This is a genomic window from Terrabacter sp. BE26, from assembly GCF_041941675.1.
Lineage (GTDB): Bacteria > Actinomycetota > Actinomycetes > Actinomycetales > Dermatophilaceae > Terrabacter.
In genome coordinates, this window is the sequence record NZ_CP090122.1 from 1,092,339 (window position 1) to 1,106,513 (window position 14,175).

Genomic DNA, 14,175 nt, shown 5'->3' on the forward strand with positions numbered 1-14,175 from the left:
CCGCGGCGATGTCCGTGGAGGGGTGGCGGTCGGGTGGCCGCGGCCGGTCCGGGGCCGCGGCCACCCCCAACAGGTGAGGTCAGGTGAGGTCAGGTGAGGTCGAGGTAGCGCTTGGCGATGCGGGCGAGCGTCACCTGGCCCACGGCCCGGAACGGGTGGAGGGGGTCGGGGGCGACCGACCCCGTCGGGCCACCCAGCTCGGTGTGGGCCACCGCGCTCATGACGGTGTACGCGTCGCCCTTGCTGTAGCCGTGCTCCTGCGTCAGGACGTCGAAGAGATCCTCGTAGGCGCGGTCGATGGAGTCCTGGACCGGGTCGCCCAGTCCCACGCAGACGAGCTCGTCGCCGGTGTCGACCCGGGGGGCTCGCAGCCCCATGCCCTTGACCAGGTCGACGCTGACGGTCGCGCGGCCGGCGATCTCGATGGCGACGAACGAGCTCTCGCCGCGGCTCATCACGGCGTGCAGGTCGCCAACGGCGAGCCTGGCACCTTCCACCTCGACGGGCAGATAGACGGTCGAGCCCGGTCTGGCGTCGGTGAGGTCCATGTTGCCGCCGGTCGGGTACGCCGGCATGACGGTCGACATGGCGCCCGAGGCCGAGGCGACGCCGATGCAGCCGATCATCGGCGCCACGTCGCAGCTGACGCGGTCGGTCAGCCGGGCGGTTCCGTCGCTGACGGGGATTCGGCGGACGTACCACTCCCGCCCCATGGGCCGCGCGAGCGCGCCCGCGCCTGGGATGTAGACCGACCAGCCGTGCTCGGCCATCTCGATGTCGTGGATGGTCACCGCGAGCGCATCCCCGGGCTCCGCTCCGTTGACGTGGACCGGGCCGGTGACCGGGTTGATCGTCGCCGTGACCTTCGCGAGGTCGCGCAGCTGCTCCATCTGGGCGTATGCCGCGTCGTCCGTCTCGAAGGTGATGCGCTCCCCCGTGCCGGGGTCGATCGTCAGCACCGGCTCGTGCTCGGCCGAGTAGTCGGCGCGGCCGTGGTCCTTGGTGATGAGGTGGGTCTCGGTGAGGTTGCTCATGGTCAGCCCTTCTGGTCGACAGAGGGGTGGAGGCCGGCGGCTGCCTCTGCGGACGTGCCGGCAGACGTGCTGGCGGACGGAACGGCGGGTGCCGCGGCGTCGGCCCGGTGCTCAGGCAGGATGCCGATTCCCTTGCGGCTGTAGTACGCCAGCACGAGGATGCCGATGACCAGCCACGCCAGGCCGCCGATCTTGGCGGCCGGCTCCGCGTTCCACAACACGAAGCCGATGATGATAAACCCGATCACCGGGCCGACCCAGTGCAGGAAGACGTTGCGCGACTTGCGCCGCAGGCCGAAGTAGGTGATGACCGACAGGTGCAGCAGCAGGAACGAGGTGAGTGCGCCGAAGTTCACCAGCGAGCTGATGAGGCTGATCTGGCCGACGAAGAAGAGGCCGAGCATGAGCGTGATGCCGGCGACGAGCAGGATGGCGCGCTCGGGCACCTTGCTGCGGGTGTTGATGTGGGCGAGGAAGCGCGGCAGCTGGCCGTCGCGGCTCATCGAGAACAGCAGGCGGGACGTGGCGCTCTGTGCCGCAACGGCATTCGCGATACCGACGGCCAGGGCGTTCATGGCCAGGAACGCGATCTGCCAGCCGTTGCTGCTGATCTTGCCGACGATGTCGAAGAACGCGTTGCCGGCCTCCTCATCGGGGAAGGAGGTCGTGTTGGGGATCAGCATGCCCGCGAGCCAGGTCTGGCTGACGAAGAAGAAGGCCACGAGGAAGAGGCCGCCGATCATGGCGATCCCGGCGGAGCGATGGCCACCCTTGCTCTCCTCGGCCAGGGTGGCGATCCCGTCGAAGCCGAGGAACGACAGCACCGCGATCGACAGCGCCGTGCCGACGAGCGGCGCCGAGAAGTTGGCGGCGTCGAAGATCGGCTTGGCGGTGACGTGGGCGCCGCCGGTCCCGTTCGCGATGGCGACGATCGCCATGATGACGAAGATGACGATGAAGAGCACCTCGGCGGCGAGGAAGAGTCGGTTGACGACGGCCGTGAACGAGATGCCGACGTAGTTGATGGCGGTGTTGACGGCCAGGAAGATGAGGATCCAGGCCCACTTCGGCACGGCCGGGAAGATGCCCGACATCGACTCGGCGGCGAAGACGTAGAGCAGCGTCGGCACCAGCAGGTAGTCGAGCAGGATCGTCCAGCCGGCGATGAAGCCGAGCTTGGGGTGCATCCCGCGGCCGACGTAGGAGTACACCGAGCCGGCTATCGGGAACGCCCGGCTCATCTGGGCGTACGACAGGGCGGTGAAGATCATCGCGACGAGGCCGATGAGGTAGACGAGGGGCACCATGCCCTTCGCCTCGTTGTAGACGGTGCCGTAGATCGCCCACGGCGCGATCGGCACCATGAAGACGAGGCCGTAGATGAGCAGGTCGGCCGTGGAGAGGCCACGGCTCAGCTCCTGCTTGTAGCCGAACTCGGTGAGGTCTCCCTCACCGAGTGTGTGACTGTCGTAGTTGGACATGCGTGACCTCCGGGTCGGGTTGGCGCGGGGCGCAGGGTCAGTCGTGCTGGCTCAGGAAGGACTCGACGACGTCGAGGAAGGCCTCGGGCTCCTCGACGTGCGGCATGTGGCTCGAGTCGGGGAAGACGTGCGAGCGCACGTCGGGAATGCGCTCGACGAACGGCTCCCACACCAGGGGCATCGCCTCGTCGTGCGCACCGGCGATGACGAGCGTCGGGACGCGTATGCCGTCGAGCCGGTCGACGACCGACCAGTCCTTGAGCGACCCGACCACGTGGAACTCCGAGGGCCCGTTCATCGTGTGGTAGACGGTGGGCTCCGCCTCGATCTGGGTGAAGGAGTCGGTCACCTCGGGCGGGTTGGGCACGACACGGCACACGTGCCGGTCGTAGAAGACCTTCTCCGCCTCGGCGTACTCCTTCGAGTCGGTGGTGCCGGCCTCCTCGTGGCGGGTCAGGGTCTCCTGGACGTCCTCGGGCAGCTCGCCGCGGAGCGTGTTGGCTGCCTCCAGCCACAGTTCCATCGACGCCGGCGAGTCGCAGATCGTCAGGCTCTGGATGCCGGTGTCGTCGGCGAGGACCACCTCGGGACCGAGCATGCCGCCCCACGACTGGCCCAGAAGGTGGAAGCGTCGGTCGATGCCGAGCGCCTGCACCAGGTTGCGCAGCTCGTCGACGAAGAGCTGTGGCGTCCAGAAGTCGGCGGGGGCGTCGGGCAGGTGGGTGCTGCCGCCGCAGCCGAGCTGGTCGTAGTGCACGACCGTGCGCCCGCGGCCGGCCAGGTTGGCCATCGTCAGCGTGTAGTTGTGGGCCGCGCCCGGGCCGCCGTGGAGCACGACGAGGGGGGCCTGGTCGGCATCCGGGTCGAGCTCACCGGTGACGCGGTACCAGGTGCGGTGACCACGGAAGTCGACCTCACCCTCGGTGGTCGGGTCGGGGAAGCGCGGGTCGCGCGTCGTTGCCATGCATCCTCCTCTGGGGAACCGGACCAAAGTGGACCACGCAAATGGTCCGGTGACAAGACCTTTGGGCGGGTCGCACCTAGACTGCATGCGTGCAGAGCCATCCGGAGCGGGAGGACCGGGATCCCGTCGTGCTCCTCGGCGAGCCCCGCACCAAGGCGACGTCGCTCACGGACCGGCTCATCACGGCCATCGCGGTGGGCGAGTACTCCCCCGGCGAGAGGCTCCCGCCCGAGCGCGACCTGGCGGCCTCGCTCGGTGTCAGCCGGGCGACGGTGCGCCAGGCGCTGCAGCACGTGACCGAGCTCGGGCTCGTCGAGATCCGACGTGGGCGGGCGGGCGGCGCCTTCGTCGCTTCGGCGTCGTGGGAGGACGTCGCACCGGACGTGGCGCGACGGACGCTCGAGACGGAGATCCCACGGCTGCTCGACCTCTACGACTACCGGTGCATGGTCGAGGGGATGATCGCGCGTGCCGCTGCGGAGCGCCGCACTTCGGAGGACGTTGCGGCGCTGGAGAAGTCGCTCGAGGAGTTCCGGGCGGCGACGTCGATGACCGAGGCGCGCAACGCCGACCGGCGGCTGCACGGTCTCATCACGGCGGCTGCGCGCAACCCGCACCTCACGTCACTGAGTGCCCACCTGACGGCGGCGGCCACCTTGGGCTTCGGGGTCGAGCCGTACACGCAGGAGTTCTACGACGAGGCGCTGGCGCAGCACGTCGAGCTGGTCGGGCACGTGGTGCGGGGGGAGTCGGACGCGGCGAACCGGTGCGCACAGGCGCACTTCCGGCTGACGCTCGAGACGATGCGAGCCGGCCTCCAACGCGCTCGCGGCAGCTGGGTGCCTCCGACTGAGGTGTAGCGAAGGTCGACCTTCCACTCGGGCGTCTCGGGGTGCGGCGCGTGAGCGGGGCCAGGTGGGCCAGGGGCGCGCGCCGAGATCAGCCCGGCCGCCCTCAGGCCCGGTGACCGTCTGCTGCGTCCGAGGCAGATGCAATCCCCGTCGTCGAGGCAAGAAGGCGTCTCGCGCGACGACCGAGGTCGCTCAGGTCGACGCGACCCTCATCGGCGGCGGCCGCCAGACGCGCCGCCAGGTCCAAGGCCTCGTCAAGCTCCGGCCCGACCGCGGCGGCCTCCTGGCCCATGTCACGAAGGATCGTGCCCTCGGTCCTCGACGCGATCAACGGATCGGAGATGCCATCGATCCAGACCCGGGTGCGCCGGCCATCACCGCGTTCCTCCCCGGTGATTCGCTCGAGGGCAAAGATGCGATCCGCGCGCGCGAACTTGCCGAAGCCCAAAGCCACCATCCGAGTGTCTGACCCCACGCTCACATCTTGACATCGCGGGGGCACGGATCGGCTCGTGGTCGGTCATTGCGCCGCCTCCGGAGGGCCCGGCGCTTCTCCTCCGACCGGCGGCGCGCAAGCTGCCGGCGCCTGCAGCCTTCCCCTACCGCCGTCGAGCGATGGTCAGTCCATCGAATGCGGTCAGGATCATGGCCTCCACGCGCTCGTCCGAGGCCACCCGGTCGTTGAAGGCGCGCAGCGCGGTGGTGTTCTCGTCGGTCGCCTCCGGGTCGGTGATGCGGCCGCCCCACAGGACGTTGTCCGCAAGAAGCAGGCCGCCGGGGCGGACTCGCGGCACCAGCTCTTCCCAGTAGGTGGCGTACGAGGGCTTGTCCGCGTCGATGAAGACCAGGTCGATGTCGGCGGCCGCGGGTAGGGCGCGCAAGGTGTCGATCGCCGGTGCGATGCGCAGCTCGATCCGGTCGGCCAGACCAGCCGCGGCCCAGGCGCGCTGGCCGATCGCGGTCCACTCGACGCTGACATCGCAACACAGCAGTGAACCGCCCTCAGCCAGCCCCCGAGCGATGCACAAGCTCGAGTAGCCGGTGAACGTTCCCACCTCGACTGCTCGGCGCGCACCGATCAGCCGGGCCAGCATCGTGAGCAGCTGGCCTTGGTCGTCACCGATCTGCATGCCTGCCACGTCCCCCAGCTCGACTGTCTCCGCCTGGAGCTCACGCACCACAGCGTCGGGGCGCCAGGTCCCGTGCGACACGGCGTAGGAGCGAATCTCGTCGGTCACCGGGAAGCTGCGCATCCTCGGACGCTACGCCTCCCGCGACCCGGTGAGGACTCCTTCACGAACCGGTGCCGCTGGCCGGGGACCGGAGTTCCAGCGGCGGACCACGTCGCCTACCGCGGCTGGTTCACGAACCCTCACCGGAGAGCAGGGCGAGGAACCGCTCTGCGTCACCGACCCGCGGCAGGTTGTTGAACATGACGTACGGCGACGGTCGGCCCTCGACCAGATGCCGCAGCCGGCGCAGCTCGTCATCGGTGTGGACGTGCCGCGCGCCCGAGGTGCCGTGCAGCCGGTAGTAGGTCTGCTCCGGCGTGACCGTCTCGGTCTGCATGGGGTCCACGACGTGGACCAGGTCCAGCTCAGCACACAGGTCTGCGAGCAGCTGCCTGGGCCACCGGCCCCGGGGCTCCCACAGCAGCCGAGCGGCCGGCCGCTCCACCTGCGACATGAAGCCACGCAGCCGTCTGATGTTCTCGGCCGTCGGGCGAAAGCTTGCCGGGCACTGGAGAAGCACGGCAGTAGCCCGGAGCAGGCGGGCGCACTCGAGGGTGCGCTGCCAACCCGCGAGAACCTCAGGGGTCGTCCGGAACGCCCCCACCTGGCCACGGGCGCTGTCGGGCAAGGGCTGCCTCAGCCGGCGGTAGGTGGGGCTGTTGGACTCGTGGGTCACGATCTGCCACGCCTTGATCGTGAACTCGAAGTCGGCCGGCACCTGGGTCCGCCAGCGCTTCAGCACAGCGTCCGCCGGCGGGTCGTAGAACGTGTGCTGCACCTCCACGACCGGGAAACGCCGCACGTACGAGGACTGGGAGACAGTCCAACCGCACAGCCCGACGCGAACGTCCACCTATGACTCCCGGGAGCTGCAGTCTTGCTCCGACGTCCTGCGCGGCATGTCCCAGTCGGCCATGGGGCCGAGTCTCTCAAGGGATGCGCCCGGGCGAGGCCCTGGCGCGCCGCGCGAGATCGGCGTCGATCCATGAACGAGGAAGAGCCGCCCGAGACGAGGTCGAGCGCGGACCAGCGGGGGCTGGTCGCGCCGGCGCCTGAGGCGCACGATGTCTCCATGGAGACCTGGGACGCCATACGGGCGCGCCGCAACGTTCGGCAGTTCACCGACGAGCCCGTCCCCGAGGAGGCGCTCGACCGCATTCTCGAAGCCGGCCGACGCGCCCCGTCGGCGGGCAACTGGCAACCGTGGGACTTCGTCGTCGTCACCGACCGGGCACAGCTGGCCGAGCTGGCGAAGGTCTGGCAGGGCGCGCAGCACGTCGCCCGAGCGGCAGCGGCCATCGCGATCGTCGCGCCAGAGCCGGAAGACGACCAGAAGTCGGCCCTGCTGCAGTACGACCTCGGTCAGGCGACCTACGCGATGATGGTCGCCGCCGCGGACCTCGGCATCGGCACGGGGCATGCCGCCGCCGTGGACCAGGACCAGGCCCGGGCCGTCCTCGGGTTCCCGGAAGGCCACTTCCTGGCCTACCTGCTCTCAGTCGGCCACCCGTCGGACAAGCCCCTGGCCGTCATCAACCGGCCGGACCGACGCCCCTTCGACGAGGTCGTGCACCGCGGACGGTGGTGACCGATGGAGATCCAGCTCGGCACGCTGGTCCTCGAGGTGCGCGAACCGCAGATTCGGTCCCCGAACAGATCAAGGTCGGCTTCTGTGTCGCGCGACGTTCATCCGCTCGATGTGGGGCCGTCGGCCTCCGACGCTTCAGGCCCCGGGGTCAGGATCGCGGGCCGGGAGTCCGAGATCCACTCGGCACCGAGGGTGCCTTGGGCGGCCGCGATGCCGCTGCGGCCACCGCCCCGGCCCCGCAGGATGTAAGCGATCCCCACGGCGATCAGGGCACCCGCCACCGGGCCGACCAGATAGGCCCACCATGCGGTCCAGTCGCCCTTGACCAGTGCCGGGCCGAGCGATCGGGCGGGATTCATCGAGGCGCCGCTGACCGGCGATCCCCACAGTCCGGCGAGCGCGATGTAGCCGCCTACCCCGATTGCGGCCAGCGGCCCGATCTGCTGGGCGCCGGAGGCGGTGCCCAGGATGACGCTCACCAGCCCGGCGGTGAGCACGACCTCCCAGAGCATCGCGCTGGTCGTGGAGATGCCGGGTCCGGGAAGGGTCAGGCCGGCGCTCCCTTGCTTGCCGAGGAAGGCCCACAACAGCAGGGTGGCCAAAGCGGCGCCGAGGAACTGGGCCACGATGTAGGCCGGGACACGTCGCCACGGGAAGTCGCCGCGGGCGGCGAAGGCAATGCTCACCGCAGGATTCAGGTGCGCGCCGGAGACGGTGCCCATGAAGAGGATGATGGCCGCCACCATCAGCGCGGGCGAGACGACCTTTGCGCCATAGGGAACCGCGTTGCCGCCGAAGCGGGAGTCGACCATCCCGCCGCCAACCGCGGCGAGGACGAGGAAGAAGGTGCCGAGCAGCTCGGAGAACAGGCGTCTTCCCTCGTAGTGGTCGTCCCAGAAGTCGAACTCGCCGGCCACCGAGTTCGGCTGTCCGATCGACCTCAGGGCGACCTCCGCATGGCGGGCGGCGTTGCGGGGGGTACCAGCGTGCGCGCTCCCAGCGTCCATTGGGACCTGCTCATCGGGTTGGGTCGCCAACGGACCCTCCTCTCGTCGTCTGCCGCGCTCATGCCTGGCACTGGTCATGGGCTCCCGCGGTGAGACCCGCTGCGGGGGACTCCTTGGCGCAGCTGCCGAGTGGCCTGAGCATCCCAACTCATCAAGTCGAGTCCGGTGAAACGGAAGCCGCATCGACCGCAGTGGGTGAACCGGCGCCATCGACCCGTCGGGTGGATGGTGGGCGGATAGTCCTTGGTCATCCGGTTCGATGTGGCGTTCGAGACCCCGCTACCGGTTCGGCGTCAATCGCCGCGAACGGAGCCTGGTCGGGCGGCCCGTCGTCGCGTTGGCCGTCGGATTCATCCGCCAAGGTGGATGCCGGTCTCGACTTCGCCGTACCGCCGGACAGCGCGAAGACGACAGAGCCATCGACGGGCCCGCCACGGCAGGGTGGACGTCGTCCGTCGGGCGGGATGACCGGACGTCTGACGACAGACCCGCCCAGCGAGACAGCTGTCCGGCCGAGGGGCGCTTCGGTTCCCGGCACAGGTCAGCGTTGGTTCCAGCCGCTGTTGTAGACGTCGAGGCCGAAGCGGCCCAGCCCCGACGTCTGGGCGTAGCCGAGGTAGGGCAGCCGGAAGATGTCCTCGATGGAGGCCAGCAGCGAGTAGTGGTTGTAGCTGGTGGTGCTCCACGTGTTCGGCTTGACGTAGCGGGAGAGCACGAGCGCGCCGATGCGGCCGCCGCCGGGGCCGGTGATGCCCGGCAGTGCGGCGTTGGGTCCGGGGCCCTCGTTGCAGCAGGCGGTGGCGTCGGTCTGGGGGCCGTCGGACTCGTCGGACGTGATGACGATCATCCCGTCGGCCTTGTAGGCCGGGGAGTTGAGGATCTTGGGCACCCAGACCTTCATCCACTCGTCGACGCTGGTCAGTCCGCCGGGCTGGCCGTCGACGCACGGGGAGTCGTGGCCGTCGTGGCACAGGTTCGGCGTGATGTAGCTCAGGTTCGGGGTGGTGGTCGTCGAGGCCAGGTCGGAGGCGAGGGCGTCAAGGCCCACGACGTGCTGGGCGCAGGTGGGCGAGCCGGTGATGGAGGAGAAGTACATGAAGGGGTTGTGCCGCACGGCGTACTGGTTGCCGACCGCGGCCTTCTGCGTCGGGTCGACGGCGTCGAGGGTGGGGTGCTGGCAGGGCGTGGCCATGTCCTCCATGTAGCCCTTCCACGTCAGCTTCTGCCCGCTCAGCTGGTCGGTGAGGTTGGGCACCGACGTGGGGAAGACGCAGCCGTTGCCGACGGCCTGTCCCGGGCTCGCGGTGCCGGTTCCGGCAAACCGCGAGTAGACCTGGCAGTCGCCCTGCATCTGGGCGTTGGGCCCCTGACCCGAGATCTGGGCGACGTAGTTCGGCTGGGAGTTGTGCGCGGTGCCGTAGTAGGTGTCGAGCAGCACCCCCTGGGACCGGAGGGTCTGTGAGAGGTACGGAGCGGCGGATCCGGCTCCCCAGGTCTTGTCGTAGCCCTTGTTCTCGATGTTGATGACGAAGACGTGCTTGATCGGGGGGACGTATGCCGCCGCGCTCGTCGCCGCGCCGCTCGGGCTCGAGAGGGTGACACCCGCCACGAGCAGTGCAAGCGTGGCGACGGCTGCGGCGAGCACCGCCCGGGGGGCTTGGCGCAGGCGGTGAGAGTGGCGGGTCACGGGAGGTTCCATCCGTCGGCGATCGCTTTGGTCTTCAGCTGTGACCATTCGGACTGTTCGGGGCCCGTCACAACGTCGGGCGCGCATGCGGTGGCGGTGAACGGCGGCACCGTGAAGTGCGGCGCGGTGAGGTTCGGCGCAGTCGCGAAGTCGAGGACCTCGGCGATGTTGCGGGCGTTCGAGTCGCGAGGCGTGAGGGGCGCCAGACCCCAACGCCACTCGATCGCCTTCAGGATCGAGGTGTGGTCGTAGGTGTTGTGCGCCACGAACCCGCGGCGCGCCCGCGGAGAGACGATGAGCGCCGGGACGCGGAAGCCGCGCAGGGAGGTGCTGGCGCTGACGTCCGGGGCTGTGCCGGGGGCCACGTGGTCGTAGAAGCCGCCCCACTCGTCGAAGGTGACGACGAGCAGGGTCCGCGACCAGTTCGGGCTCGAGGTGACCGCTTGGTAGACCTCCCCCAGGAACTGCTCCCCGGCGCGGATGTCCGCGTGCGGGTGGTCGTCGCTCGAGGAGCCGGAGCTCTCGTCCTCGAACCTCGGGTCGATGAACGACACGTCGGGCAGCGTTCCCGCAGCGGCGTCCGTGAGGAACGTCGCGAACGGCTTGGAGATCGGCAGGTACCTCGTGCCCCACAGCGCGACGAACGGCACGTCCGAGAAGTAGTACCGGCCCGTGCGCCCGGCCGCGGCCAGGCGGTCCCAGATCGTCGGAAGGCTCGAGGTCGCCGTGGAGTTGTGGATCCGGTCGGTCTGGCCCGCGTGCAGGTAGAAGCGGTTGGGGTAGGTCTCGGCCATCACGGCGGAGAAGTAGCCGTCGCACATCGTCCAGGCGGGCGCGGCCCGGCCCAGGAAGGGCAGGTCGGCCTGCTGGTAGTAGCCGATGGGCAGCCGGTCGTCCTCGCCGGCGCGGAGCCAGCCGTCGGCCCTGCCGCCGTTGAGCTGGATCAGGCCACCCTCCTGCGAGTGGTCCGGGTCGTTGTGGCCGCAGCTGGCGAACCCGGTCAGGTGGTGGGTGGGGCGGGCGATGCCGTAACGGTCGACGTAGCTCAGGCCCGCCTGCTTGCCGTTCGCCCCTGGCAGCCAGCCCATGAAGTGGTCGAAGGAGCGGTTCTCCATCATCACCACCACGACGTGGTCGATGCCGGAGGCGCCGGGGGGCGGAAGGGCCACGGCAGCGTCAGCCTCCTGCAGGCCCAGTACCGGCGAGCCGCCGGAGAGCGCGAGCGCGCCTCCTGCTGCCGCCGCGCTGCCGAGGAAGTGTCGCCGCGTCATTTTCACCCGCCCGACGCTAACGGCCGCGGATCACGCACACCAAGGCGAGAAGGGTCGCCTCACGCGGCGTTCACCAGAAGTTCGCCCAGGGACGCCGTGGCTGCTGATGTGGGACACACAGCACAGACAGCACGTCGAAACCCACTCTGAGACAGAGGAGTTCCCGTGTCAGTCTGTTACGCCGCGAGCAGTGCGATGTTGGCTCGCGCATCCTGCTCGCTTGATGGTCCTTTTGCCAGCCTCATCGAGGCTCGGGTCTTGCCATGGCGCTTCCGCACGGTCACGTGAGCAGGGTGCCCCGGGACGAGCGGAAGCGGGTGGAGGGGCGGTTGCGGCCCCTCTGGCGGTGCCGGAGCATGGGACTATGGACCGCGCCGCGGAGCGCGAGGCGCTGGCTGAGGTGCAGGCTCGCCTCGAGAAGGGCTTCCCCGAGCTGCATCCCGATGTCATCGCGGCGGCGGTCAGGTTGGCCCATTCGGAACTGGTCGGGCCCGGCCGGGACTTCGTGCCCGTACTGGTCGAGCACGCGGCACGCGATCGTCTCGTGTTCGCTCTGCGGGATGGTGACGTTTCCGGAGACAAACAGACCTCCAGCGCGCCCACGGATGACTGAACACTCCACCTCGAGATTCTGGAATGCGTGGCTACACCACACCGAGGGGCGTGAGGCGCTGGCCGAAGCTCCGCCAGGACGATCGATCTGCGCAGACCCTCACGATGGCCTCCTCGAGCATGGATCGCAGCGCTTCGTCCGCTTCCCGCTGCTCGAGCCCTGACACGCAGAACACCGCAAGGTCCACGCTCCGATAGGCCATGCCGTGGACGTACAGCCAGCGCCTTCGGGTGTCACCTGCATCTGCCCGGGCCGTGGCGGCGGAACCCAGGGCCCGCAGCCATGAGGAGGGACACCGCTCCGAGGCGGTGCCGGTGCAGGCGGCAGCAATCGCGGCATACACCCAGGCTCCCTCCGCGTGGGCGCCGACCAGCGCCGGGATCAGGGACGTCAGTGCACGACGCCCGTCGTCCGAGATGGCGTCATTGACGCGCCTGGCCACGTGCGCCAGAAGAGGATGCGTACATGCCGGGCTGTCTCCCCATTGCTCACCCGCGGCCATGGCCACGAGCTCCATCAGGCAGGCACCGTCGTCGGCGCTCAAGTGCGCGCCCACCTGTAACGTCAGCCGGTCTGGACCCGAACCCATAGTTCGCCTCACCGATGCAACGAGCCTGTGCATCCCTGGAATCTCCGAGGAAGCGATCGATTCCACGCTAGTTGTCGAGCCTTTCGGGAGACCCAACTCTTCGTGAACAAGCGCCTACGGTGCGGGAACCAGAATCCCCTCGGTTGGACTCCTGGACTGCGCGGCCCCAGGCGCAGCAATGGGCGTCGCACGTGCCGAGCACCTGAAGGGGTAGAGAGACACAGGCGTCGCGCAGGCGCCGTGCCGGACGGCAGGCGCCTTGCCGCACCGGTTCAGCCGGGGTGGCTGCGCGCCTTCCGCGTGGCTGCCGTCTGGCGGACACCCGGCTCCCGCACCGGCCAGGACACGACGAGCGGGTCGGGCACGAGGGGCGAGAAGGCAGCCATGACGTCGATACCGTCGCGCAGGAGATCGACGAGGCGCTCCTGGCGGTCGTCGATCCAAGCCCGCGCGATGCCGTCGACGGCCAACGACACGACCTTGGCAGCGCTGGAGGGCCGCACGGCTGCCGGACTGAAGCCACGGCGGGCCAGCTGGGCGCGCGCCCAGCTCTCGGCCCCCGGGGAACTCGTGAGAGCGGATCGGGAAGGCTCGGAAAGGTGGTCGGGAGAGCGACCTTCCCGGTCGGCGAGCACCCGCTCGGCGTTCAGAATCGCCAGCGCCATGATGCACTGCCGCTCCGGTGCCGCGACCGGAAGTGCAGCGCGGGCCGCGGTCAACAGCAGACCCGTCGTCGCCCGCGGGTCGTCTGGTGTGAGACCGACCACCTCCGGGACCATCATCACCAGCCGCTGACGATGCGGGTGATCCAGCATGTCGTTGACCCAACGGGCCAACTCAGCGAGCACCGGATCGGTGCAGGCCGGGCGATCACTCCACCGCTCACCAGCCAGAAACGAAGCCATCTCCATGAAGCACGCACCCTTGCGGGGACTGCGGTGGCGACCGGGTGACAGCACCGGCACGCCATCAGGAACGAAGGGGGCCCGTCGTGACATCGTCGCTCCTCAGGCTTTCACTGGTACCCGCGGCCGGGTCTCGTCATGGTGCGCCGCTGACACCAGCCTCCGTCACGCTCAAGCAGCGCCGCATCGTTCTACCGGGGTGATTGGAGCGAACCGGCACGGCTACGTTGGCGTGCCTCTCTCTTCCACGTAGAAGGGACACGTAGAAGAGAGAGGCACGGATCTGGGCACGGGCACGGCCGGTCAGGTTGTGCCGTGGGTTCCCGGCGCGGAGGGCTCGAGCCGTCACCTCCGAGGTCGCGATGTTTGCTCAGTCCTCCTCGGGCGCGACGCACGCGTCGCCGACAAAGGCGCCGGCGAAGCTGGGGGCGCCGAGGGCCTTGGCGGCTCCAGGCGTCAGGGTCAGGCCTGCTGCGGTTCCGTCACACTTCGGGATGGCGCCGTGGATCGGCTTGACAGCCCGCAACGCGAAGATGTCCACGCGGCCCGGCAGTCGCGTGCCGTCCAAGACGGTCTTGGCGTTGAGGAATCCGGTCTTGAGGTCAACGTTGAACCGGGTGACGCGCAGGGCGCCACCACCGACGGTGGTGAAGGCCAGTCCCCCGGCATGCTCGATGACCTTGCCCTCGACCTCGGTGATGGGGAACGACAGCCGGGCGACGCCGCCTGGGCCTGTGAGCTGGCCGGGGCGGATGGGGCGGACCTTCAGGGTCTGGGTCAGGACAGGCAGCAGGTCGGGGTTGAGGACCACGGTGGTCTGGCCGCCCCGGTCGCCGGACGCGTGGTGATGGGTCTCGGCGCTGGCTGCTGGACCAACAAGCATGGTGGTGGCGAGGGCGACGCACCCGGCCACGGTGAAGGATCGACGGTTCCGCATGAGATCTCTCCAGTCT

Annotated in this window: 15 protein-coding genes; 3 read left to right on the top strand and 12 right to left on the bottom strand. The window is 69.4% G+C overall.

From position 1 onward, the window contains the following. Positions 1–89: 89 nt before the first annotated feature. The 3 genes from LQK93_RS05125 to LQK93_RS05135 are packed head-to-tail and all read right to left on the bottom strand — an operon-like array spanning position 90 to position 3,479. Positions 90–1,034 (bottom strand): acetamidase/formamidase family protein, encoded by a 945-nt coding sequence (locus LQK93_RS05125; RefSeq protein WP_374970474.1) that lies wholly within the window; start codon positions 1,032–1,034, stop codon positions 90–92. A gap of 2 nt (positions 1,035–1,036) precedes the next feature. Continuing rightward, positions 1,037–2,515, bottom strand: coding sequence for an APC family permease (locus LQK93_RS05130; RefSeq protein WP_374970475.1), 1,479 nt, complete (start codon positions 2,513–2,515; stop codon positions 1,037–1,039). 37 nt (positions 2,516–2,552) lie between these two features. Next, a complete protein-coding gene (locus LQK93_RS05135) occupies positions 2,553–3,479 on the bottom strand; it encodes a proline iminopeptidase-family hydrolase (RefSeq protein WP_374970476.1) in 927 nt (308 codons plus the stop codon). A gap of 89 nt (positions 3,480–3,568) precedes the next feature. On the opposite strand from LQK93_RS05135, the gene LQK93_RS05140 reads away from it, so the two are divergent. After that, complete coding sequence (locus tag LQK93_RS05140; protein WP_374970477.1) at positions 3,569–4,339, top strand: FadR/GntR family transcriptional regulator; 771 nt, start codon at positions 3,569–3,571, stop codon at positions 4,337–4,339. A gap of 94 nt (positions 4,340–4,433) precedes the next feature. On the opposite strand, the gene LQK93_RS05145 is transcribed toward LQK93_RS05140, so the two are convergent. The 3 genes from LQK93_RS05145 to LQK93_RS05155 form a co-directional block, all read right to left on the bottom strand. Continuing rightward, positions 4,434–4,784 (bottom strand): hypothetical protein, encoded by a 351-nt coding sequence (locus tag LQK93_RS05145; RefSeq protein ID WP_374970478.1) that lies wholly within the window; start codon positions 4,782–4,784, stop codon positions 4,434–4,436. 145 nt (positions 4,785–4,929) lie between these two features. Beyond that, positions 4,930–5,583 carry an O-methyltransferase gene (locus tag LQK93_RS05150; RefSeq protein ID WP_374970479.1) on the bottom strand — a complete coding sequence of 218 codons (654 nt, stop codon included), beginning with the start codon at positions 5,581–5,583 and terminating at the stop codon, positions 4,930–4,932. 109 nt (positions 5,584–5,692) lie between these two features. Beyond that, complete coding sequence (locus LQK93_RS05155; RefSeq protein ID WP_374970480.1) at positions 5,693–6,364, bottom strand: DUF72 domain-containing protein; 672 nt, start codon at positions 6,362–6,364, stop codon at positions 5,693–5,695. A gap of 270 nt (positions 6,365–6,634) precedes the next feature. On the opposite strand from LQK93_RS05155, the gene LQK93_RS05160 reads away from it, so the two are divergent. Beyond that, positions 6,635–7,150, top strand: a complete 516-nt coding sequence (locus LQK93_RS05160; protein ID WP_374970481.1) for a nitroreductase family protein — start codon at positions 6,635–6,637, stop codon at positions 7,148–7,150. Between the two features lie 98 nt (positions 7,151–7,248). On the opposite strand, the gene LQK93_RS05165 is transcribed toward LQK93_RS05160, so the two are convergent. From LQK93_RS05165 to LQK93_RS05175, 3 genes are all read right to left on the bottom strand, one after another. Further along, complete coding sequence (locus LQK93_RS05165) at positions 7,249–8,157, bottom strand: MIP/aquaporin family protein (protein WP_374970482.1); 909 nt, start codon at positions 8,155–8,157, stop codon at positions 7,249–7,251. 541 nt (positions 8,158–8,698) lie between these two features. Then, on the bottom strand, positions 8,699–9,844 hold the full coding sequence (locus LQK93_RS05170; RefSeq protein ID WP_374970483.1) for an alkaline phosphatase family protein: 1,146 nt from the start codon (positions 9,842–9,844) through the stop codon (positions 8,699–8,701). Further along, positions 9,841–11,115: an alkaline phosphatase family protein gene (locus LQK93_RS05175; RefSeq protein ID WP_374970484.1), complete on the bottom strand. Its 1,275-nt coding sequence runs from the start codon at positions 11,113–11,115 to the stop codon at positions 9,841–9,843. Before LQK93_RS05175 ends, LQK93_RS05170 begins: the two co-directional genes overlap by 4 nt. A 364-nt stretch (positions 11,116–11,479) precedes the next feature. Between LQK93_RS05175 and LQK93_RS05180 the strand changes: the two genes are divergently transcribed. Next, positions 11,480–11,728 carry a three-helix bundle dimerization domain-containing protein gene (locus LQK93_RS05180; protein ID WP_374970485.1) on the top strand — a complete coding sequence of 83 codons (249 nt, stop codon included), beginning with the start codon at positions 11,480–11,482 and terminating at the stop codon, positions 11,726–11,728. 31 nt (positions 11,729–11,759) lie between these two features. Here LQK93_RS05180 and LQK93_RS05185 read toward each other — a convergent pair whose 3' ends face one another. The 3 genes from LQK93_RS05185 to LQK93_RS05195 all read right to left on the bottom strand — a co-directional run bounded on the left by LQK93_RS05185 (position 11,760) and on the right by LQK93_RS05195 (position 14,159). Beyond that, a complete protein-coding gene (locus LQK93_RS05185) occupies positions 11,760–12,272 on the bottom strand; it encodes a hypothetical protein (RefSeq protein WP_374970486.1) in 513 nt (170 codons plus the stop codon). Positions 12,273–12,589: 317 nt separating this feature from the next. Then, positions 12,590–13,228, bottom strand: coding sequence for a hypothetical protein (locus LQK93_RS05190; RefSeq protein ID WP_374970487.1), 639 nt, complete (start codon positions 13,226–13,228; stop codon positions 12,590–12,592). 364 nt (positions 13,229–13,592) lie between these two features. Continuing rightward, a complete protein-coding gene (locus LQK93_RS05195; protein ID WP_374970488.1) occupies positions 13,593–14,159 on the bottom strand; it encodes a hypothetical protein in 567 nt (188 codons plus the stop codon). Between the last annotated feature and the right edge of the window lie 16 nt (positions 14,160–14,175).